The organism is Pseudomonas sp. B14(2017) (assembly GCF_002113255.1).
In the GTDB taxonomy this organism is placed as follows: domain Bacteria; phylum Pseudomonadota; class Gammaproteobacteria; order Pseudomonadales; family Pseudomonadaceae; genus Aquipseudomonas; species Aquipseudomonas putida_Z.
This window is the reverse complement of the sequence record NZ_NEJY01000005.1, coordinates 154796-171823: the sequence shown is the minus strand read 5'-3', so window position 1 is coordinate 171823 and position 17028 is coordinate 154796. Positions and strand designations below refer to the sequence as shown.

Here is a 17028-nt window from a genome sequence, read left to right as displayed (position 1 = left end):
AAATCCTGTAAATCTGGTTATGGGGCAGGGCAGTCATAGCTTGTTCAGCGGAATCTTCAGGTAGCTCACACCGTTATCTTCCGGCGCGGGGAACTGGCCGCTGCGCATGTTCACCTGCACCGAAGGCAGGATCAGCACGGGCATGTCGAGGGTCTTGTCGCGGGCTTCACGCATGGCGACGAAGCTGTCCTCATCGATGCCCTGGTGGATATGAATATTGTTGGCGCGCTGCTCGGCCACGGTGGTGACGTACTGCATGTCACGGCCACCTGGCAGGTAGTCGTGGCACATGAACAGCCGGGTCTGGTCGGGGAAGGCCAGCAGGCGACGGATCGAGCGGTACAGGGTGCGGGCATCGGCCCCAGGGAAGTCGCAACGGGCGGTACCGTAGTCGGGCATGAACAAGGTGTCGCCGACGAACACCGCAGTCTCGCCGGCGTCCTCGATCATGAAGCTCATGCACGCAGGCGTGTGCCCCGGGGTGTGCAACGCGCGGGCATGCAGGTTGCCAATGCGGAAACCTTCCTCGTCCTCGAACAGCACATCGAACTGGCTGCCATCGCGGGCGAAGCCAGGCTCGGCGTTGAACAGGGCACCGAACACTTTCTGTACCTGGGTGATGTGCGCGCCGATGGCGGTATGGCCGCCGAGCTTTTCCTTCAAATAGGCCGCTGCCGAAAGGTGGTCGGCATGCACATGGGTTTCCAGCACCCACTGCACGTCAGCTCGCAGCTCCTTCACCCGGTCAATCAACTGGTCCGCAGAAGCAGTGCAGGTACGCCCCGACTTGGGGTCATAGTCCAGGACACTGTCGATCAACGCACACTTGCGCGTTTCGCAGTCCATGAGCAGGTAGCTGATGGTCGAGGTCGCCTTGTCGTAAAAGGCGTCCACGTGCAGGTTGTTGCCGATGATCATCGCATTCTCCAATTTATCCGCCCAGCCTTGTACAGGCGTAGGCAGTGCCAGGAGGTTTATCAAGATGCATGCCAGGCATTTTCCTACGCTTGGGCCAATAAAACCGGCCCGTTGCTGACAATTGCCGACGACAGTGGCAGCGCAGGTGGCAGTCGACTGTCAGCCAATGGCAGTGTTTGGCAGTCCTTGTTACCCTGCGCCGGTCATCCAATCGGTGCCGTCATGCCTGAAGCCCATCCCCTCATCCTAGCTTTGGTTTCCTATCTTGAGCACGATGCCCTGCCAACCATCGTGCTGGATACCGACTACAACATCCTGGCGGCCAACGCCGCCTATCGCCGCCAGTTCGGTCGCCACGAGCAGGCGCCGCTGGGTGAGAAATGCCACAAGGTCTCGCACCACTATGCCGTGCCTTGCGACCAGGCCGGCGAGCATTGCCCGATGCGCAAGGCGTGGCAAAGCAAGGTTCCGGAGCGGGTGTTGCACATTCATCACACGCCACGCGGCCCCGAGCATGTGGATGTCGAGCTGCGGCCGATCCTGGATGAACAGGGCAGGGTGGTGGCCTTTGTCGAACGCCTGACCAGCATCACCCTCGCGTCGGCGCAGCCTCAGGAACAAGGCCTGGTCGGCCGCGCGCCAGCGTTCAAGGCGGCCCTGGCCAGCCTGCAACGCGCGGCGCCGGCGCAGATCCCGGTGTTGCTGCAGGGTGAGTCAGGTACCGGCAAGGAACTGTTCGCCCGTGCGGTGCACATGGGCAGCCCCAGGGCCAACGGCCCGTTGGTGGTGGTCGACTGTACCGGCCTGACCGAGTCGTTGTTCGAGAGCGAGTTGTTCGGCTACGAGAAGGGCGCGTTCACCGGCGCCAACCAGCGCAAGATCGGCCTGGCTGAAGCGGCGCATGGCGGCACCCTGTTCCTCGATGAAATTGGCGAGGTACCGCTGGCGATGCAGGTGAAGCTGCTGCGCCTGATCGAGTCCGGCAGCTTCCGCCCGGTGGGTAGCCTGCGCACGGTGCATTCGGATTTCCGCCTGGTGTCGGCAACCCATAAACCGCTCAGGCAAATGGTCGCGGACGGCACCTTCCGCGAAGACCTGTACTACCGCATCAGCGGCTTCCCGATCCGTCTGCCGGCGTTGCGCGAACGGGTGGAAGACCTGCCCTTGCTCGCCCAGAGCCTGCTGCAGCGCATGGCAGGCAAGCCGACGCCCAGGCTGAGCGACGATGCCTTGCAGCAGCTTGGGCTGCATCCATTCCCGGGCAACATTCGCGAGCTGCGCAACATTCTGGAAAGGGCGCGCTTGTTTGCCGATGACGGGCTGATCCGGCCCGAGCATTTGCCGGAGGATATCGGCCCGGCGGGGGCGATCACGGCAGGTGGCCGGCGCAATCACCTGGGTGAGCTGGCGCAGGCACTGGAACAGTTCAAGGGCTCGCGCAGTGAACTGGCCCGTCACCTTGGCCTGAGCGAGCGCACGCTGTATCGCCGGTTGAAGGAGCTTGGCCTGAATTGACGCGTTCGGTTAACGCGGTCTACAAGGGCCCGCGTATCCCCGAGGGCAACACACATCCTGTGGGAGCGGGTTCACCCGCGAACACCGGCAAAGCCGGTGCCATCCACCGCGCCTCCTCAGACCTTTACCGGACCTTTACCTCTGTCCTGACATTAAGCGGGAATGATTGTGGTCTGATCAGTTAACCGAACCTGGCAGCCAGTCAGCTCTCGCCAGGCGTCAACATGCAGAGGACCGCAAAATGAAGAAAACCCTGACCGTGATCTGCGCCGCGCTCATGCTCAGCGCCCCCTTGGCCAGTTTCGCGCAGCCAGGCCCACCTGACCGGCATGATGGCGGCCCATCGCACCAGGGCAACCCACCGCATGGTCAGCCACAGTACCAAGGCCGACATGACAATGGCCACGGTCCCGCCTACCGCGACCCGAACTTCCGCCCACAACAGGGCATGCCGGTTCCGCATCAGCAGTGGCAGCGTGGCCATGTGGTTGACCCACATTACCGTGGCGACCGTTACTGGGTGACCGACTGGAAAGCACGCCACCTGTATGCGCCACCGCGTGATCACCGTTGGTTGTATGTGAACGGGGACTATGTGCTGGTGGCTATTGCCAGTGGTGTGATCGTCAACGTCCTCAGCGGTTACTGATTTCTACAGGCACTAAAAAGCCCGCTTCCGCGGGCTTTTTAGTGCCTGGCGATCTACACCGGATCAGAAGTCCAGGTTCGATACCGACAGCGCGTTGCTTTCGATGAAGTCACGACGCGGCTCGACCGCATCACCCATCAGGGTGTTGAAGATCTGGTCGGCAGCGATCGCATCCTCGATGGTGACCTTGAGCATACGGCGGACGGTCGGGTCCATGGTGGTTTCCCACAGCTGCTCAGGGTTCATCTCGCCCAGCCCTTTGTATCGCTGGATGGTGTGGCGCTTGGTGGTTTCGTTCATCAGCCAATCCAGGCCTTCCTTGAACTCGACAATTGCCTTGCGGCGCTCACCGCGCTGCACGTAAGCACCTTCGCCCAACAAGCTGGACAGCTTGGCACCAATGTTGACTACGGTACGGTAGTCATTACTGCCAAAGAAGTCACGGTTGAAGGTGACGTAGCTGGCCAGGCCGTGGGAGGTAACTTCCACTTCTGGCAACCATACGTTGCGCTCTTTGTCTTCGCGCAGGCTGGCTTTGTAAACCAGGCCGGACTTCTGGCTGTTGTTCAGACGTTCCTGGAACTGGGCCAGCCAGGCTTGCATCACAGCGTGGTCACCCAGCTGTTCCAGGCTGACCTCCGGCAGGTAGATGAAGTGCTCGGTCAGCTCTTCCGGGTACAAGCGAGACAGACGCTTGAGTGTCTTCATGACACTACGGAATTCATTCACCAATGCTTCCAGCTGTACACCGGAAACCGCTGGTGCCGACTCGTCCAGGTGCAGGCTGGCATCTTCCAAGGCCGACTGGGTCATGTACTCTTCCATGGCCTCGTCGTCCTTGATGTACTGCTCCTGCTTGCCTTTCTTCACCTTGTACAGCGGTGGCTGGGCAATGTAGATGTAGCCGCGCTCGACCAGCTCCGGCAGCTGACGGAAGAAGAAGGTCAGCAGCAGGGTACGGATGTGCGAACCGTCAACGTCAGCATCGGTCATGATGATGATGTTGTGATAACGCAGCTTGTCGATGTTGTACTCTTCGCGGCCGATACCGCAGCCCAATGCAGTGATCAGCGTGCCCACTTCCTGGGACGAGATCATCTTGTCGAAGCGCGCTTTCTCGACGTTGAGGATTTTACCCTTCAACGGCAGGATTGCCTGGGTACGACGGTTGCGGCCTTGCTTCGCCGAGCCACCCGCGGAGTCACCCTCCACCAGGTACAGTTCGGAAAGGGCAGGGTCCTTTTCCTGGCAGTCCGCCAGTTTGCCTGGCAGGCCGGCAATATCCAGCGCGCCTTTACGGCGAGTCATTTCACGGGCTTTACGTGCCGCTTCACGGGCACGGGCAGCATCGATCATCTTGCCAACGACGGCCTTGGCCTCGTTCGGGTTTTCCAACAGGAAGTCGGCGAAGTACTTGTTCATCTCCTGTTCCACGGCGGTTTTCACCTCCGAGGAGACCAGCTTGTCCTTGGTCTGCGAGCTGAACTTAGGGTCCGGCACCTTAACCGAGATGATCGCAGTCAGGCCTTCACGGGCGTCGTCGCCAGTGGTCGCCACCTTGTTCTTCTTGGCCAGGCCTTCCTGTTCGATGTAGCTGTTCAGGCTACGGGTCAGCGAGGAACGGAAGCCCACCAGGTGAGTACCGCCATCACGCTGCGGAATGTTGTTGGTAAAGCACAACAGGTTTTCGTTGAAGCTGTCGTTCCACTGCAGGGCGACTTCAACACCCACGCCATCGTCACGCTGGACGTTGAAGTGGAATACCTGGGAGTTGACCGGGGTCTTGTTGGTGTTCAGGTATTCAACGAACGCACGCAGGCCGCCTTCGTACTTGAAAAACTCTTCCTTACCGCTACGTTCATCCTTCAGCAGGATGCCAACGCCCGAGTTGAGGAACGACAGCTCGCGGATACGCTTGGCCAGGATGTCCCAGCTGAAGTGAATGTTCTTGAAGGTTTCAGCCGAAGGCTTGAAGTGGATGTGGGTACCGGTGGTTTCGCTGTCACCGACAACCGCCATCGGCGCCTGTGGAACACCGTGAACGTAGGTCTGTTCCCAGATTTTGCCGCTACGGCGAACGGTCAGTACCAGTTTCTCGGACAGGGCGTTCACTACAGAAACACCTACGCCGTGCAGACCGCCGGATACCTTGTAGGAGTTGTCGTCGAACTTACCGCCAGCGTGCAGCACGGTCATGATGACCTCAGCTGCGGAAACGCCTTCTTCTTTATGCACGTCGACCGGAATGCCGCGACCGTTGTCGCGCACACTGATGGATTCGTCCGGGTGGATGATGACGGTGATGTCATCGCAGTGACCGGCGAGGGCTTCGTCGATCGAGTTGTCGACCACCTCGAAGACCATGTGGTGCAGGCCGCTACCATCATCGGTGTCGCCAATGTACATGCCGGGGCGCTTGCGCACGGCATCCAAACCTTTCAGCACCTTGATGCTGGAGGAGTCGTACGTTTGATTTTCGCTCATGCATTCACTCCCGATGGTCGTGGGTCTGGGTGATACGGCCTTGTTCCACGTGGAACAAAGCAACTGGCGTTTCCGTCTGCCAGCCTTCCCTCAGTAATTCGTGATCTACACAGGTGATGAACACCTGGCAGCGTAATTCTTCAAGCAAGCGACACAGCGCGCGGCGATGCTGGTCGTCCAGTTCGGACGGCAAGTCATCCACGAGATAAATACAGTGACCGCGGCGAGCCTGACTAACGAGGTGGCCTTGGGCAATGCGCAATGCGCACACCACCAGCTTTTGCTGACCACGCGACAGGATGTCGGCTGCATTGTTGGCAGCCAGACGAAGACGCAGATCAGCACGCTGCGGACCGGCCTGGGTGTGGCCCATCTGCTGATCGCGAAGGAGAGAGGAAGCGAGTACTTCTTGCAGTTCCCGGTCCTTGTCCCAGCCTCGGTAGTAGCTAAGGGTCAACCCGTCCAGCTCGACCAGTTCGCTCAGGGTTCGCTCGAAGACGGGCTTCAAGGCCTTGATGTAGTTGCGACGGTATTCATCTATTTCCGCACTGGCCAGGCACAATTCCCGGTCCCAGGCGGCTTGCGAAGCTGGGTCAAGTGTACCATGCCGCAACCATGAGTTCCGCTGCCGCAGTGCCTTCTGCAGCCGTTGCCAGGCTGGCAGAAAACGAGGTTCCACGTGGAACACCCCCCAATCCAGGAACTGGCGGCGTATTTTCGGAGCGCCTTCCAACAAGCGGAAACTGTCCGGATTGATGAGCTGAAGCGGTAGCAATTCAGCCAGTTGCGCCGCACTCCGCGCATTCTGCCCATCGATGCGAATAGTGAACTCCCCCTGCCGCTCCCGGGATACACCCAGGTTACTGCTGCCACCCTCGGCCAATTGCACTTCGCCGAACACGGTACAGGCCGGTTGTTCGTACTGGATAACCGGGTTCAGGCGGGTGCTGCGGAACGAGCGAGCCAACCCAAGCAGGTGCACGGCCTCAAGCACGCTGGTTTTGCCGCTGCCGTTGGCGCCGTAAAGGATGTTGATGCGGGGGGACGGTGAGAGTGTCACCGGGTGCAAGTTGCGCACCGCGGTGACCATGATACGTCGAAGAGACATTTCGCCTGCTACGGGTTAAAGACGCATCGGCATGACAACGTAGGAAGAATCGTCATTGCCAGCTTCCTGCAGCAGGGCACTGCTGTTGGAATCGGACAGGATCAGACGAACTTGCTCGGTAGTCATTACGCCCAGCACGTCCAGCAGGTAGCTGACGTTGAAGCCGATTTCCAGCGAACTACCTTCGTAGTCCACGCTGATTTCTTCCTCAGCTTCTTCCTGCTCGGGGTTGTTGGCCTGGATTTTCAGTTGGCCAGCAGCCAGTTGCAGGCGGATACCGCGGTACTTTTCGTTGGAAAGAATCGCAGTACGGCTGAAGGCTTCACGCAGCGCCTGACGGTCGCCGACCACCAGCTTGTCACCGCCCTTGGGCAGTACGCGCTCGTAGTCCGGGAACTTGCCGTCCACCAGTTTGGAAGTGAAGGTGAATTCACCAGTGGTGGCGCGAATGTGGTGCTGGCCCAGGACGATGCTGACCATGCCTTCCGGATCGGTCAGCAGGCGTGCCAGTTCGAGGATACCTTTGCGTGGCACGATGACCTGGTGGCGATCATCCTGCTCGATCGGTGCGCTCATGGAGCACAGCGCCAGGCGGTGACCGTCAGTGGACACAGCTCGCAGGGTGTTGCGGGAAACCTCCAGCAGCATACCGTTGAGGTAGTAGCGCACATCCTGCTGGGCCATGGCGAAACTGGTGCGCTCGATAAGGCGGCGCAGCTTGCTCTGTTCCAGGTTGCAGGTCAGCGAGCCCGGGCCTTCTTCCACGGTCGGGAAGTCATTGGCTGGCAGGGTCGACAGGGTAAAGCGGCTGCGGCCGGCCTTGACCAACAGTTTCTGCTCGTCGACCTTGATATCGATCAGGGCGTCGTTCGGCAGGCTTTTGCAAATGTCCATCAGCTTGCGTGCCGGGACAGTGATTTCGCCAGGCTCGGCCGGCTCTTCCAGTTGCACGCGGCCTACCAGTTCGACTTCCAGGTCGGTACCAGTCAACGACAGTTGCTGGCCTTGCACGACCAGCAATACGTTGGACAGGACCGGCAAGGTCTGGCGGCGCTCGACGACACCGGCGACCAGTTGCAGGGGTTTCAACAGGGCTTCGCGTTGAATGGTGAAATGCATGGTCTAGTCCCTTGCCTTCAATTAGCTGCGCAGACGGCCATCAGGTCGTCAGCGTCCGCAGCAGGTTCTTGTAGTCCTCGCGGATGTCCGCGTCGGATTCCTTCAGTTCGTTGATCTTGCGGCAGGCGTGCAGCACGGTCGTATGGTCGCGACCACCGAACATGTCGCCGATTTCCGGCAGACTGTGGTTGGTCAGTTCCTTGGACAGGGCCATGGCCACCTGGCGTGGACGCGCCACGGAACGCGAACGACGCTTGGACAACAGATCGGAGATCTTGATCTTGTAGTACTCGGCGACGGTACGCTGAATGTTATCCACACTGACCAGCTTGTCCTGGAGCGCCAGCAGGTCCTTGAGCGACTCACGAATCAGTTCGATGGTGATGTCGCGGCCCATGAAGTGCGAGTGAGCGATAACCCGCTTCAATGCGCCTTCCAGTTCACGGACGTTGGAACGGATGCGCTGGGCAATGAAGAAGGCCGCGTCATGCGGTAGTTCGACCTTGGCCTGGTCGGCCTTCTTCATCAGGATCGCCACGCGGGTTTCCAGCTCTGGTGGCTCGACGGCAACCGTCAGGCCCCAACCAAAGCGCGACTTCAGACGCTCTTCCAGGCCTTCGATCTCCTTGGGGTAGCGGTCAGAGGTAAGGATTACCTGCTGACCACCCTCGAGCAGGGCGTTGAAGGTGTGGAAAAACTCTTCCTGCGAGCGCTCTTTACGGGCAAAGAACTGGATATCGTCGATCAGCAACGCATCCACCGAGCGGTAGAAACGCTTGAATTCGTTGATAGCGTTGAGCTGCAGCGCCTTGACCATGTCCGCGACGAAGCGCTCCGAATGCAGGTACACGACCTTGGCGTTCGGGTTTTTCTTCAGCAGGTGGTTACCCACAGCATGCATGAGGTGGGTTTTACCCAGGCCCACACCACCATAAAGGAAGAGCGGGTTGTAACCATGCTTGGGGTTGTCTGCCACCTGCCAGGCAGCCGCGCGCGCCAACTGGTTCGACTTACCTTCGACGAAGGTGTCGAACGTGAAGGTGCGGTTCAAGTAACTGGTGTGTTTGAGCGCACCTTCAACCTGCACAGTGCGCTGTTCGGTCCGGGCACTGCCAGCCGACGCAGAAGCCGGCTCGGCCATGGCATCGAAGCTATCACGCGAGGATGGCTCGGCCAGCTCATCGACCAGCACAGGCTCGGCCGCCGCCACGGCGACGGGTTCGACCGCTGCCGGCACTGCCTTCTGTGTCTGGCTCTGGGCCTGGGTCTGGGCCAGCGAGGCGGCCACCGCAGCACTTACTGGCGCGTTGGGTGCGGCACGTGGCGCAGAGCTGCGACGGCTGCCGATCAACAAGGAAAGGGCAGGCGCAATGCCGCTGCCGTTTTCGCCCAACAGCTCGAGCAAACGACCCAGGTACTTTTCATTGACCCAATCGAGAACGAAACGGTTAGGCGCATAGACGCGCAACTCGTCGCCTTCGGCTTCGACCTGTAGCGGACGGATCCAGGTGTTGAATTGCTGGGCAGGCAGTTCATCGCGCAGAAGCTCCACGCACTGCTGCCAAAGTTCCACTGACACGGATATCCCCTGAGTTTGAAAGCCGGATGAGGCAAAAACAAACCGCCATTGTACCGGTCGAGCGTTCAGTTATCCACATGTGGACACGTTAGGAACCATGACAAAACAGCCATTTATCGACCAAAACGGCTTCTTCGCACTGTGAATAAGCCCTGTGGATAAGCAGCCATGAGCGCTATGCACAACCCTGAGATCAAGCCTGTTGATAACTCTGCTGTGGATAAGCGGCTATTTAATCCACAGCTTTTGACCACGAAGAAAACAAGCGCAGCACCGGTTGAGAACAAAGTTGTAAGACTCTGTACAGCCCGGATTTTATGGCCTCAAGCAGGTTATCCACAGAAGGTTATCCACTTAAGATTTATAGATTCTTCAGAAAAGCTTTTTATATGTCTCTTCTTTTTTTTCATGTTGTCCCCAATTCGTGTGTCCGATCAAGCACCCTTGGGGGATGGACAAGCACGCACCGTCCATCACGTGCTCTATATGGAAAGACTGGTTGGAAATTGACCTACGGGCTTGCTTTCTCTAGAATCGCCGGTCTCTTAAAAAGGGGGCCATCCCGGCCCGTCGTCGACAAACCAGGTAACACGCCATGAAACGTACTTTCCAACCAAGCACCATCAAGCGCGCGCGCACCCACGGCTTCCGTGCCCGTATGGCTACCAAGAACGGCCGCGCTGTTCTGTCGCGTCGTCGTGCCAAAGGCCGTAAGCGTCTGGCCATTTGATTTTTCGGCACAGGTGGTGAGTCAGGACTTCAGTCGGGAAAAGCGACTGCTTACACCCCGACATTTCAAAGCGGTCTTCGACTCCCCAACCGGCAAGGTTCCAGGGAAAAACCTGCTGATCCTTGCTCGCGAGAACGGCCTCGATCACCCACGCCTTGGCCTGGTGATCGGCAAGAAGAGCGTCAAGCTCGCCGTTCAACGCAACCGCCTCAAGCGCTTGATGCGCGATTCCTTTCGCCTGAACCAGCAATTGCTTGCCGGGTTGGACATTGTGATCGTCGCGCGCAAGGGATTGGGTGAGATAGAAAACCCGGAATTGCACCAACACTTTGGCAAACTCTGGAAACGCCTGGCGCGCAGCCGGCCCACTCCAGCAGTGACCGCCAATTCCGCAGGGGTAGACAGTCAAGATGCGTAAACTGGCGCTCGTTCCGATCCAGTTTTACCGTTACGCCATTAGTCCTCTGATGGCCAACCACTGTCGTTTCTTCCCCAGTTGCTCCTGTTACGCTTATGAAGCCATCGAAAACCACGGCCTCTGGCGTGGTGGGTGGCTAGCCGTTCGTCGCCTGGGGCGTTGTCATCCGTGGAACGACGGCGGTTTCGATCCCGTTCCTCCCGCTCCTTCCTCCCGAACTTCTTCGATAGCCGAGTAATCATGGATATTAAACGCACGATCCTGATCGTCGCCCTGGCAATCGTGTCCTACGTCATGGTCCTCAAGTGGAACCAGGACTACGGCCAGGCTGCCCTGCCGACTCAGAATACTGCTGCCAGCACCGTTGCCCCGGGTTTGCCGGATGGCGTACCGGCCGGTAACGCCGGCGCCAGCGCCGATGTGCCAAGCGCCAACGCCGAAACCAGCGCAGCCGAACTGGCACCGGTTGCGGTCAGCAAGGACCTGATCCGGGTCAAGACCGATGTCCTGGAGCTGGCTATCGATCCGGTCGGTGGTGACATCGTCCAGCTGAACCTGCCGCAGTACCCACGTCGCCAGGACCACCCGGACATTCCGTTCCAGCTGTTCGACAACGGTGGCGAGCGTGTCTACCTGGCACAAAGCGGCCTGACCGGCGTCAACGGTCCGGATGCCCGTCCTGCCGGTCGCCCTCTGTACGCTACCGACAAGAAGGGTTACCAGCTGGCCGATGGCCAGGAACAACTGGTGGTCGACCTGAAGTTCAGCGACAACGGCGTCAACTACATCAAGCGCTTCAGCTTCAAGCGCGGCGAGTACGACCTGACCGTCAGCTACCTGATCGACAACCAGAGCGGTCAGGCCTGGAGCGGCAACATGTTTGCCCAGCTCAAGCGTGACGCCAGCTCCGATCCGTCGTCGAGCACTGCCACCGGCACCGCCACCTACCTGGGCGCTGCCCTGTGGACTGCTTCCGAGCCTTACAAAAAGGTCTCGATGAAGGACATCGACAAAGGTAGTTTGAAAGAAAATGTGTCCGGCGGCTGGGTTGCCTGGCTGCAGCACTACTTCGTGACCGCCTGGATTCCGGCCAAGTCGGACAACAACGTTGTCCAGACCCGCAAGGACAGCCAGGGCAACTACATCATCGGCTACACTGGCCCGGCCATCAGCGTGCCTGCTGGCGGCAAGGTCGAAACCAGCGCCATGCTGTACGCCGGCCCGAAAATCCAGTCCAAGCTGAAAGAGTTGTCCCCAGGCCTGGAACTGACCGTCGACTACGGCTTCCTGTGGTTCATCGCCCAGCCGATCTTCTGGCTGCTGCAACATATCCACAGCCTGCTGGGTAACTGGGGCTGGTCGATCATCGTGCTGACCATGCTGATCAAAGGCCTGTTCTTCCCGCTGTCGGCTGCCAGCTACCGTTCGATGGCGCGTATGCGTGCCGTTGCGCCGAAGCTCGCTGCACTGAAGGAACGCTTCGGTGACGATCGCCAGAAGATGTCTCAGGCGATGATGGAGCTGTACAAGAAAGAGAAGATCAACCCGCTGGGCGGCTGCCTGCCGATCCTGGTGCAGATGCCAGTGTTCCTGGCCCTGTACTGGGTACTGCTGGAAAGCGTGGAAATGCGCCAGGCTCCATGGATGCTGTGGATTACCGACCTGTCGATCAAGGATCCGTTCTTCATCCTGCCGATCATCATGGGCGCCACCATGTTCATCCAGCAGCGCCTGAACCCGACGCCGCCGGATCCGATGCAGGCCAAGGTGATGAAAATGATGCCGATCATCTTCACCTTCTTCTTCCTGTGGTTCCCGGCTGGTCTGGTGCTGTACTGGGTTGTGAACAACTGCCTGTCGATCGCACAGCAGTGGTACATCACCCGCAGCATCGAAGCAGCCAGCAAAAAAGCTGCTGCTTGACAGGCTACTGCGCTAGCCTGTGAATAAAAAACGCCCCCTAGTGGGGCGTTTTTGCTATCTGTCGTTTTTGTCGTAGAGGCTTTCGAGCATGAACACTGTGCGTGAAACCATCGCCGCCATCGCCACCGCCCAGGGCCGCGGCGGTGTGGGTATTGTCAGGTTGTCCGGCCCTCTGGCTGCCAAGGCCGGCCAGTTGATCACCGGCCGTACGCTTACCCCGCGCCACGCCCATTACGGCCCGTTCCGCGACGAGGAAGGCCTGGTGCTGGACGAAGGGATTGCGCTGTTCTTCCCTGGGCCTAATTCGTTCACCGGCGAGGACGTGCTGGAACTGCAGGGCCACGGTGGCCCGGTGGTGCTGGATATGCTGCTGCAGCGCTGTGTACAGGTTGGTTGCCGGCTGGCTCGCCCGGGTGAGTTCAGCGAGCGTGCATTCCTCAACGACAAGCTCGACCTGGCCCAGGCCGAAGCCATTGCCGACCTGATCGAAGCCAGTTCCAGCCAGGCTGCGCGCAATGCCCTGCGTTCGCTACAGGGGGAGTTCTCCAAGCGCGTGCACTTCCTGACCGAGGCGTTGATTGCGCTGCGCATCTACGTCGAGGCGGCGATCGACTTCCCTGAAGAGGAAATCGACTTCCTCGCCGACGGCCATGTGCTGACGATGCTCGATACGGTGCGGGGAGAGTTGTCCAAAGTACAGCGTGAAGCCGGGCAGGGGGCCTTGCTGCGTGACGGCATGACTGTGGTCATCGCCGGTAGGCCGAATGCCGGCAAGTCGAGCCTGCTGAACCAGCTGGCCGGGCGGGAAGCGGCCATCGTGACTGATATTGCCGGCACCACGCGGGACATCCTGCGCGAACATATCCACATCGACGGCATGCCGCTACACGTGGTCGATACTGCCGGTTTGCGCGACACCGATGACCATGTGGAAAAGATCGGCGTGGAACGTGCGCTGAAGGCCATTGGCGAGGCTGACCGGGTGTTGTTGGTGGTGGACTCCACCGCGCCCGAGGCCAGCGACCCGTTCGCCCTGTGGCCAGAATTTCTCGACCAGCGGCCAGACCCGGCCAAGGTGACGCTGATTCGGAACAAGGCCGATCTTAGTGGTGAGCGGGTAGCGCTGGAACAGTGCGATGACGGCCATGTAACGATCACCCTCAGTGCCAAAGGGGACGATGCAGGGCTGCAGTTGCTGCGTGACCACCTGAAGGCCTGCATGGGTTATGAACAGACGGCCGAGAGTGGTTTCAGCGCTCGCCGGCGCCATCTGGATGCCCTGCGCCAGGCCAGTGAGCACCTGGAACATGGCCGTGCACAACTTACCCTGGCTGGCGCGGGTGAGCTGTTGGCGGAAGACCTGCGGCAGGCGCAGCAGGCCCTGGGGGAGATTACCGGGGCATTCAGCTCTGATGACCTGCTGGGGCGGATTTTCTCCAGCTTCTGCATCGGCAAATAATTCACAGCCAGGCAAAACCAAGAGCCGCTCCTTCGGGAGCGGCTTTTTTTTGCCTCAAATTTCGCAGCTTCCACGGAAATCGCGCCGCACCTGAAGGCTGTGCAGAACCCTGTGGGAGCGGGTTCACCCGCGAAGAGGCCGGTGCAGGTTCACATTTTTTTCATTCACCTACCCCAATCTGCTCTCAGGAGCCCTGTGGAAAACTCGCCTTCAGCTCCGTTGATAAGCGGGCTTTTTTTCTGAGGACAAACCCGCTTGTGGGTAAACAGCCATTTAATCCACAGGCTAAATCGTGTTATCCATAGCCCTCATGGTACTCCAGCCACAGGGTTTAATTTTTCTCTACACGGCATGAATAAAGGCCTACATAACCTTATCCACAGAGAAGCTTGTGCATAAGAATAAACATAGAAACAAAGCTTTTTTAAATTCTTCCTCTTTGATTTCTGTTGGCTGCCACTCATCCACAGACTGGTCAAAATTTGCTCAGACGGTTTCTTTAAAGGGGGTGAAGTCCCTATACTTGTCCGCTTACCTTCTCTATTCGCAAAAACAGGCACGAGGTGCGTGGTGGATTTCCCTTCCCGTTTTGAAGTGATCGTCATCGGCGGCGGCCATGCCGGTACCGAGGCTGCGCTTGCGTCTGCACGCATGGGTGTGAAAACCCTGCTGCTGACCCATAACGTGGAAACCCTCGGTCACATGAGCTGCAACCCCGCCATTGGCGGTATTGGCAAAAGCCATCTGGTCAAAGAGATCGATGCCCTCGGCGGCGCCATGGCGCTGGCCACCGACAAGAGCGGCATCCAGTTCCGCGTTCTGAACAACCGCAAGGGCCCGGCCGTACGCGCCACCCGTGCACAGGCCGACCGCGCCATCTACAAGGCAGTGGTGCGCGAAATCCTGGAAAACCAGCCGAACCTGTGGATATTCCAGCAGTCCTGCGACGACCTGATCGTCGAGCAGGACCAGGTCAAAGGCGTGGTGACCCAGATGGGCCTGCGTTTTTTCGCCGAATCGGTGGTACTGACGACCGGTACCTTCCTCGGCGGGCTTATCCACATTGGTTTGCAAAACCATTCCGGTGGTCGCGCCGGCGATCCACCTTCGATCGCCCTGGCCCACCGCATGCGTGAACTGCCGCTGCGCGTCGGCCGCCTGAAAACCGGTACCCCGCCACGCATCGACGGCCGCTCGGTGGACTTCTCGGTGATGACCGAGCAGCCAGGCGATACGCCGATCCCGGTGATGTCGTTCATGGGCAACGCCCAGATGCATCCGCGCCAGGTGAGCTGCTGGATCACCCACACCAATGCGCGCACCCACGAGATCATCGCCTCGAACCTCGACCGTTCGCCGATGTACTCGGGTGTCATCGAAGGTGTCGGCCCCCGCTACTGCCCGTCGATCGAAGACAAGATCCACCGCTTCGCCGACAAGGAAAGCCACCAGGTGTTCATCGAGCCGGAAGGCCTGACCACCCATGAGCTGTACCCCAACGGTATTTCCACTTCGCTGCCGTTCGACGTGCAGCTGGAGCTGGTGCGGTCGATCCGCGGCATGGAGAACGCCCACATCGTTCGCCCGGGCTATGCCATCGAATACGACTACTTCGACCCGCGCGACCTCAAGTACAGCCTCGAGACCAAAGTCATCGGCGGCCTGTTCTTCGCCGGCCAGATCAACGGCACCACCGGTTACGAAGAAGCCGGCGCCCAGGGTTTGCTGGCCGGGACCAACGCCGCCCTGCGGGCGCAGGGCCGAGACAGCTGGTGCCCGCGCCGCGACGAGGCGTACATCGGCGTACTGGTCGACGACCTGATTACCCTGGGAACCCAGGAGCCGTACCGCATGTTCACTTCGCGTGCCGAGTACCGCCTGATCCTGCGCGAAGACAACGCCGACCTGCGCCTGACCGAAAAGGGCCGAGAACTCGGCCTGATCGACGACCAGCGTTGGGCCGCCTTCTGCGCCAAGCGCGACGGCATCGAACGCGAGGAGCAGCGCCTGAAGTCGACCTGGGTACGCCCGAACACCGAGCAAGGCCAGGCCATTGTGGATAAGTTCGGTACCCCGCTCAGCCACGAATACAGCCTGCTCAACCTGCTGGCGCGCCCGGAAATCGACTACGCCGGGCTGATCGAGGCAACCGGCGGCGAAGCGATCGATCCACAGGTCGCCGAGCAGGTCGAAATCCGCACCAAGTACGCCGGTTACATCGACCGCCAGCAGGATGAAATCGCACGTCTGCGCGCCAGCGAAGACACCCGCCTGCCTGTGGATATCGATTACTCGACGATTTCCGGCCTGTCCAAGGAAATCCAGGGCAAGCTGGGCCAGACCCGACCGGAAACCCTGGGTCAGGCTTCGCGTATCCCGGGCGTGACCCCGGCGGCGATTTCCCTGTTGCTGATTCACTTGAAAAAACGCGGCGCTGGCCGCGAATTGGAGCAAAGCGCTTGAGTTCCCTGGTCACCCCGCAACACGCTGAAGAGTTGTCCACAGGTGCGCGCCAGCTCGGTGTCGAGCTGAGCGCCGAGCATCACGAAAAGCTGCTCGGCTACCTGGCCCTGTTGATCAAATGGAACAAAGCCTACAACCTCACCGCCGTGCGGGACCCCGACGAGATGGTGTCGCGTCACCTGCTCGACAGCCTCAGTGTCATGTCGTTTATCCACAGCGAGCGTGACAACTGGCTGGATGTCGGCAGTGGCGGTGGCATGCCCGGTATCCCATTGGCTATCCTGCATCCGCACAAGCGCGTGACGGTGCTGGACGCCAATGGCAAGAAGACCCGCTTCCTGACCCAGGTGAAAATGGAGCTCAAGCTGGACAACCTCACGGTTATCCACAGTCGGGTCGAAGCCTTCCAGCCGACACAACCGTTCAGCGGAATCATCTCCCGCGCCTTCAGCAGCATGGAGAACTTCACCAGCTGGACCCGCCACCTGGGCGACACCGGGACGCAATGGCTTGCAATGAAGGGGCTGCATCCTGCCGATGAACTGGTAGCATTGCCCGCAGACTTCACAGTGGAAAGCGAGCAGGCCCTGACCGTTCCAGGTTGCCAGGGCCAGCGCCATCTGCTGATACTGCGCCGCAAGGCATGACTGGGAACACACGCAA

Annotated in this window: 15 protein-coding genes; 10 read left to right on the top strand and 5 right to left on the bottom strand. The window is 59.7% G+C overall.

Features of this window, described 5'->3' with window-relative positions:
- Positions 1-33 precede the first annotated feature (33 nt).
- Positions 34-918, bottom strand: coding sequence for an MBL fold metallo-hydrolase (locus CAG34_RS06725; RefSeq protein WP_085588880.1), 885 nt, complete (start codon positions 916-918; stop codon positions 34-36).
- A 222-nt stretch (positions 919-1140) separates the two neighbouring features.
- Here CAG34_RS06725 and CAG34_RS06720 point away from each other — a divergent pair, with 222 nt between their 5' ends.
- Both CAG34_RS06720 and CAG34_RS06710 read left to right on the top strand, forming a co-directional pair.
- Entirely contained in the window at positions 1141-2433 is a 1293-nt protein-coding gene (locus CAG34_RS06720) for a sigma-54-dependent Fis family transcriptional regulator (protein ID WP_085588879.1), read from the top strand.
- Positions 2434-2674: 241 nt separating this feature from the next.
- Positions 2675-3082 (top strand): RcnB family protein, encoded by a 408-nt coding sequence (locus CAG34_RS06710; protein WP_085588877.1) that lies wholly within the window; start codon positions 2675-2677, stop codon positions 3080-3082.
- Positions 3083-3145: 63 nt separating this feature from the next.
- Here CAG34_RS06710 and gyrB read toward each other — a convergent pair whose 3' ends face one another.
- The 4 genes from gyrB to dnaA are packed head-to-tail and all read right to left on the bottom strand — an operon-like array spanning position 3146 to position 9372.
- A complete protein-coding gene (gene gyrB, locus CAG34_RS06705; RefSeq protein ID WP_013970249.1) occupies positions 3146-5566 on the bottom strand; it encodes a DNA topoisomerase (ATP-hydrolyzing) subunit B in 2421 nt (806 codons plus the stop codon).
- A 4-nt stretch (positions 5567-5570) separates the two neighbouring features.
- Positions 5571-6674 carry a DNA replication/repair protein RecF gene (recF, locus tag CAG34_RS06700; protein WP_003260018.1) on the bottom strand — a complete coding sequence of 368 codons (1104 nt, stop codon included), beginning with the start codon at positions 6672-6674 and terminating at the stop codon, positions 5571-5573.
- A gap of 15 nt (positions 6675-6689) precedes the next feature.
- Positions 6690-7793: a DNA polymerase III subunit beta gene (gene dnaN / locus CAG34_RS06695; protein ID WP_003260019.1), complete on the bottom strand. Its 1104-nt coding sequence runs from the start codon at positions 7791-7793 to the stop codon at positions 6690-6692.
- Positions 7794-7833: 40 nt separating this feature from the next.
- On the bottom strand, positions 7834-9372 hold the full coding sequence (gene dnaA / locus CAG34_RS06690; RefSeq protein ID WP_025337171.1) for a chromosomal replication initiator protein DnaA: 1539 nt from the start codon (positions 9370-9372) through the stop codon (positions 7834-7836).
- Positions 9373-9540: 168 nt separating this feature from the next.
- Between dnaA and CAG34_RS27695 the strand changes: the two genes are divergently transcribed.
- From CAG34_RS27695 to rsmG, 8 genes are all read left to right on the top strand, one after another.
- Positions 9541-9882, top strand: coding sequence for a hypothetical protein (locus CAG34_RS27695; RefSeq protein ID WP_143516418.1), 342 nt, complete (start codon positions 9541-9543; stop codon positions 9880-9882).
- An 85-nt stretch (positions 9883-9967) separates the two neighbouring features.
- Complete coding sequence (gene rpmH / locus CAG34_RS06685) at positions 9968-10102, top strand: 50S ribosomal protein L34 (RefSeq protein ID WP_003253163.1); 135 nt, start codon at positions 9968-9970, stop codon at positions 10100-10102.
- Positions 10103-10115: 13 nt separating this feature from the next.
- Complete coding sequence (rnpA, locus tag CAG34_RS06680) at positions 10116-10520, top strand: ribonuclease P protein component (protein WP_003253166.1); 405 nt, start codon at positions 10116-10118, stop codon at positions 10518-10520.
- Positions 10513-10758, top strand: coding sequence for a membrane protein insertion efficiency factor YidD (gene yidD / locus CAG34_RS06675; protein ID WP_015268406.1), 246 nt, complete (start codon positions 10513-10515; stop codon positions 10756-10758). The genes rnpA and yidD overlap by 8 nt, the downstream gene beginning before the upstream one ends.
- A gap of 2 nt (positions 10759-10760) precedes the next feature.
- Positions 10761-12443: a membrane protein insertase YidC gene (gene yidC / locus CAG34_RS06670; RefSeq protein WP_025341164.1), complete on the top strand. Its 1683-nt coding sequence runs from the start codon at positions 10761-10763 to the stop codon at positions 12441-12443.
- A gap of 88 nt (positions 12444-12531) precedes the next feature.
- Positions 12532-13902: a tRNA uridine-5-carboxymethylaminomethyl(34) synthesis GTPase MnmE gene (gene mnmE / locus CAG34_RS06665; RefSeq protein WP_085588876.1), complete on the top strand. Its 1371-nt coding sequence runs from the start codon at positions 12532-12534 to the stop codon at positions 13900-13902.
- Positions 13903-14472: 570 nt separating this feature from the next.
- A complete protein-coding gene (gene mnmG, locus CAG34_RS06660; RefSeq protein WP_015268403.1) occupies positions 14473-16365 on the top strand; it encodes a tRNA uridine-5-carboxymethylaminomethyl(34) synthesis enzyme MnmG in 1893 nt (630 codons plus the stop codon).
- Positions 16362-17012: a 16S rRNA (guanine(527)-N(7))-methyltransferase RsmG gene (rsmG, locus tag CAG34_RS06655; RefSeq protein ID WP_085588875.1), complete on the top strand. Its 651-nt coding sequence runs from the start codon at positions 16362-16364 to the stop codon at positions 17010-17012. Before mnmG ends, rsmG begins: the two co-directional genes overlap by 4 nt.
- Positions 17013-17028: the final 16 nt, after the last annotated feature.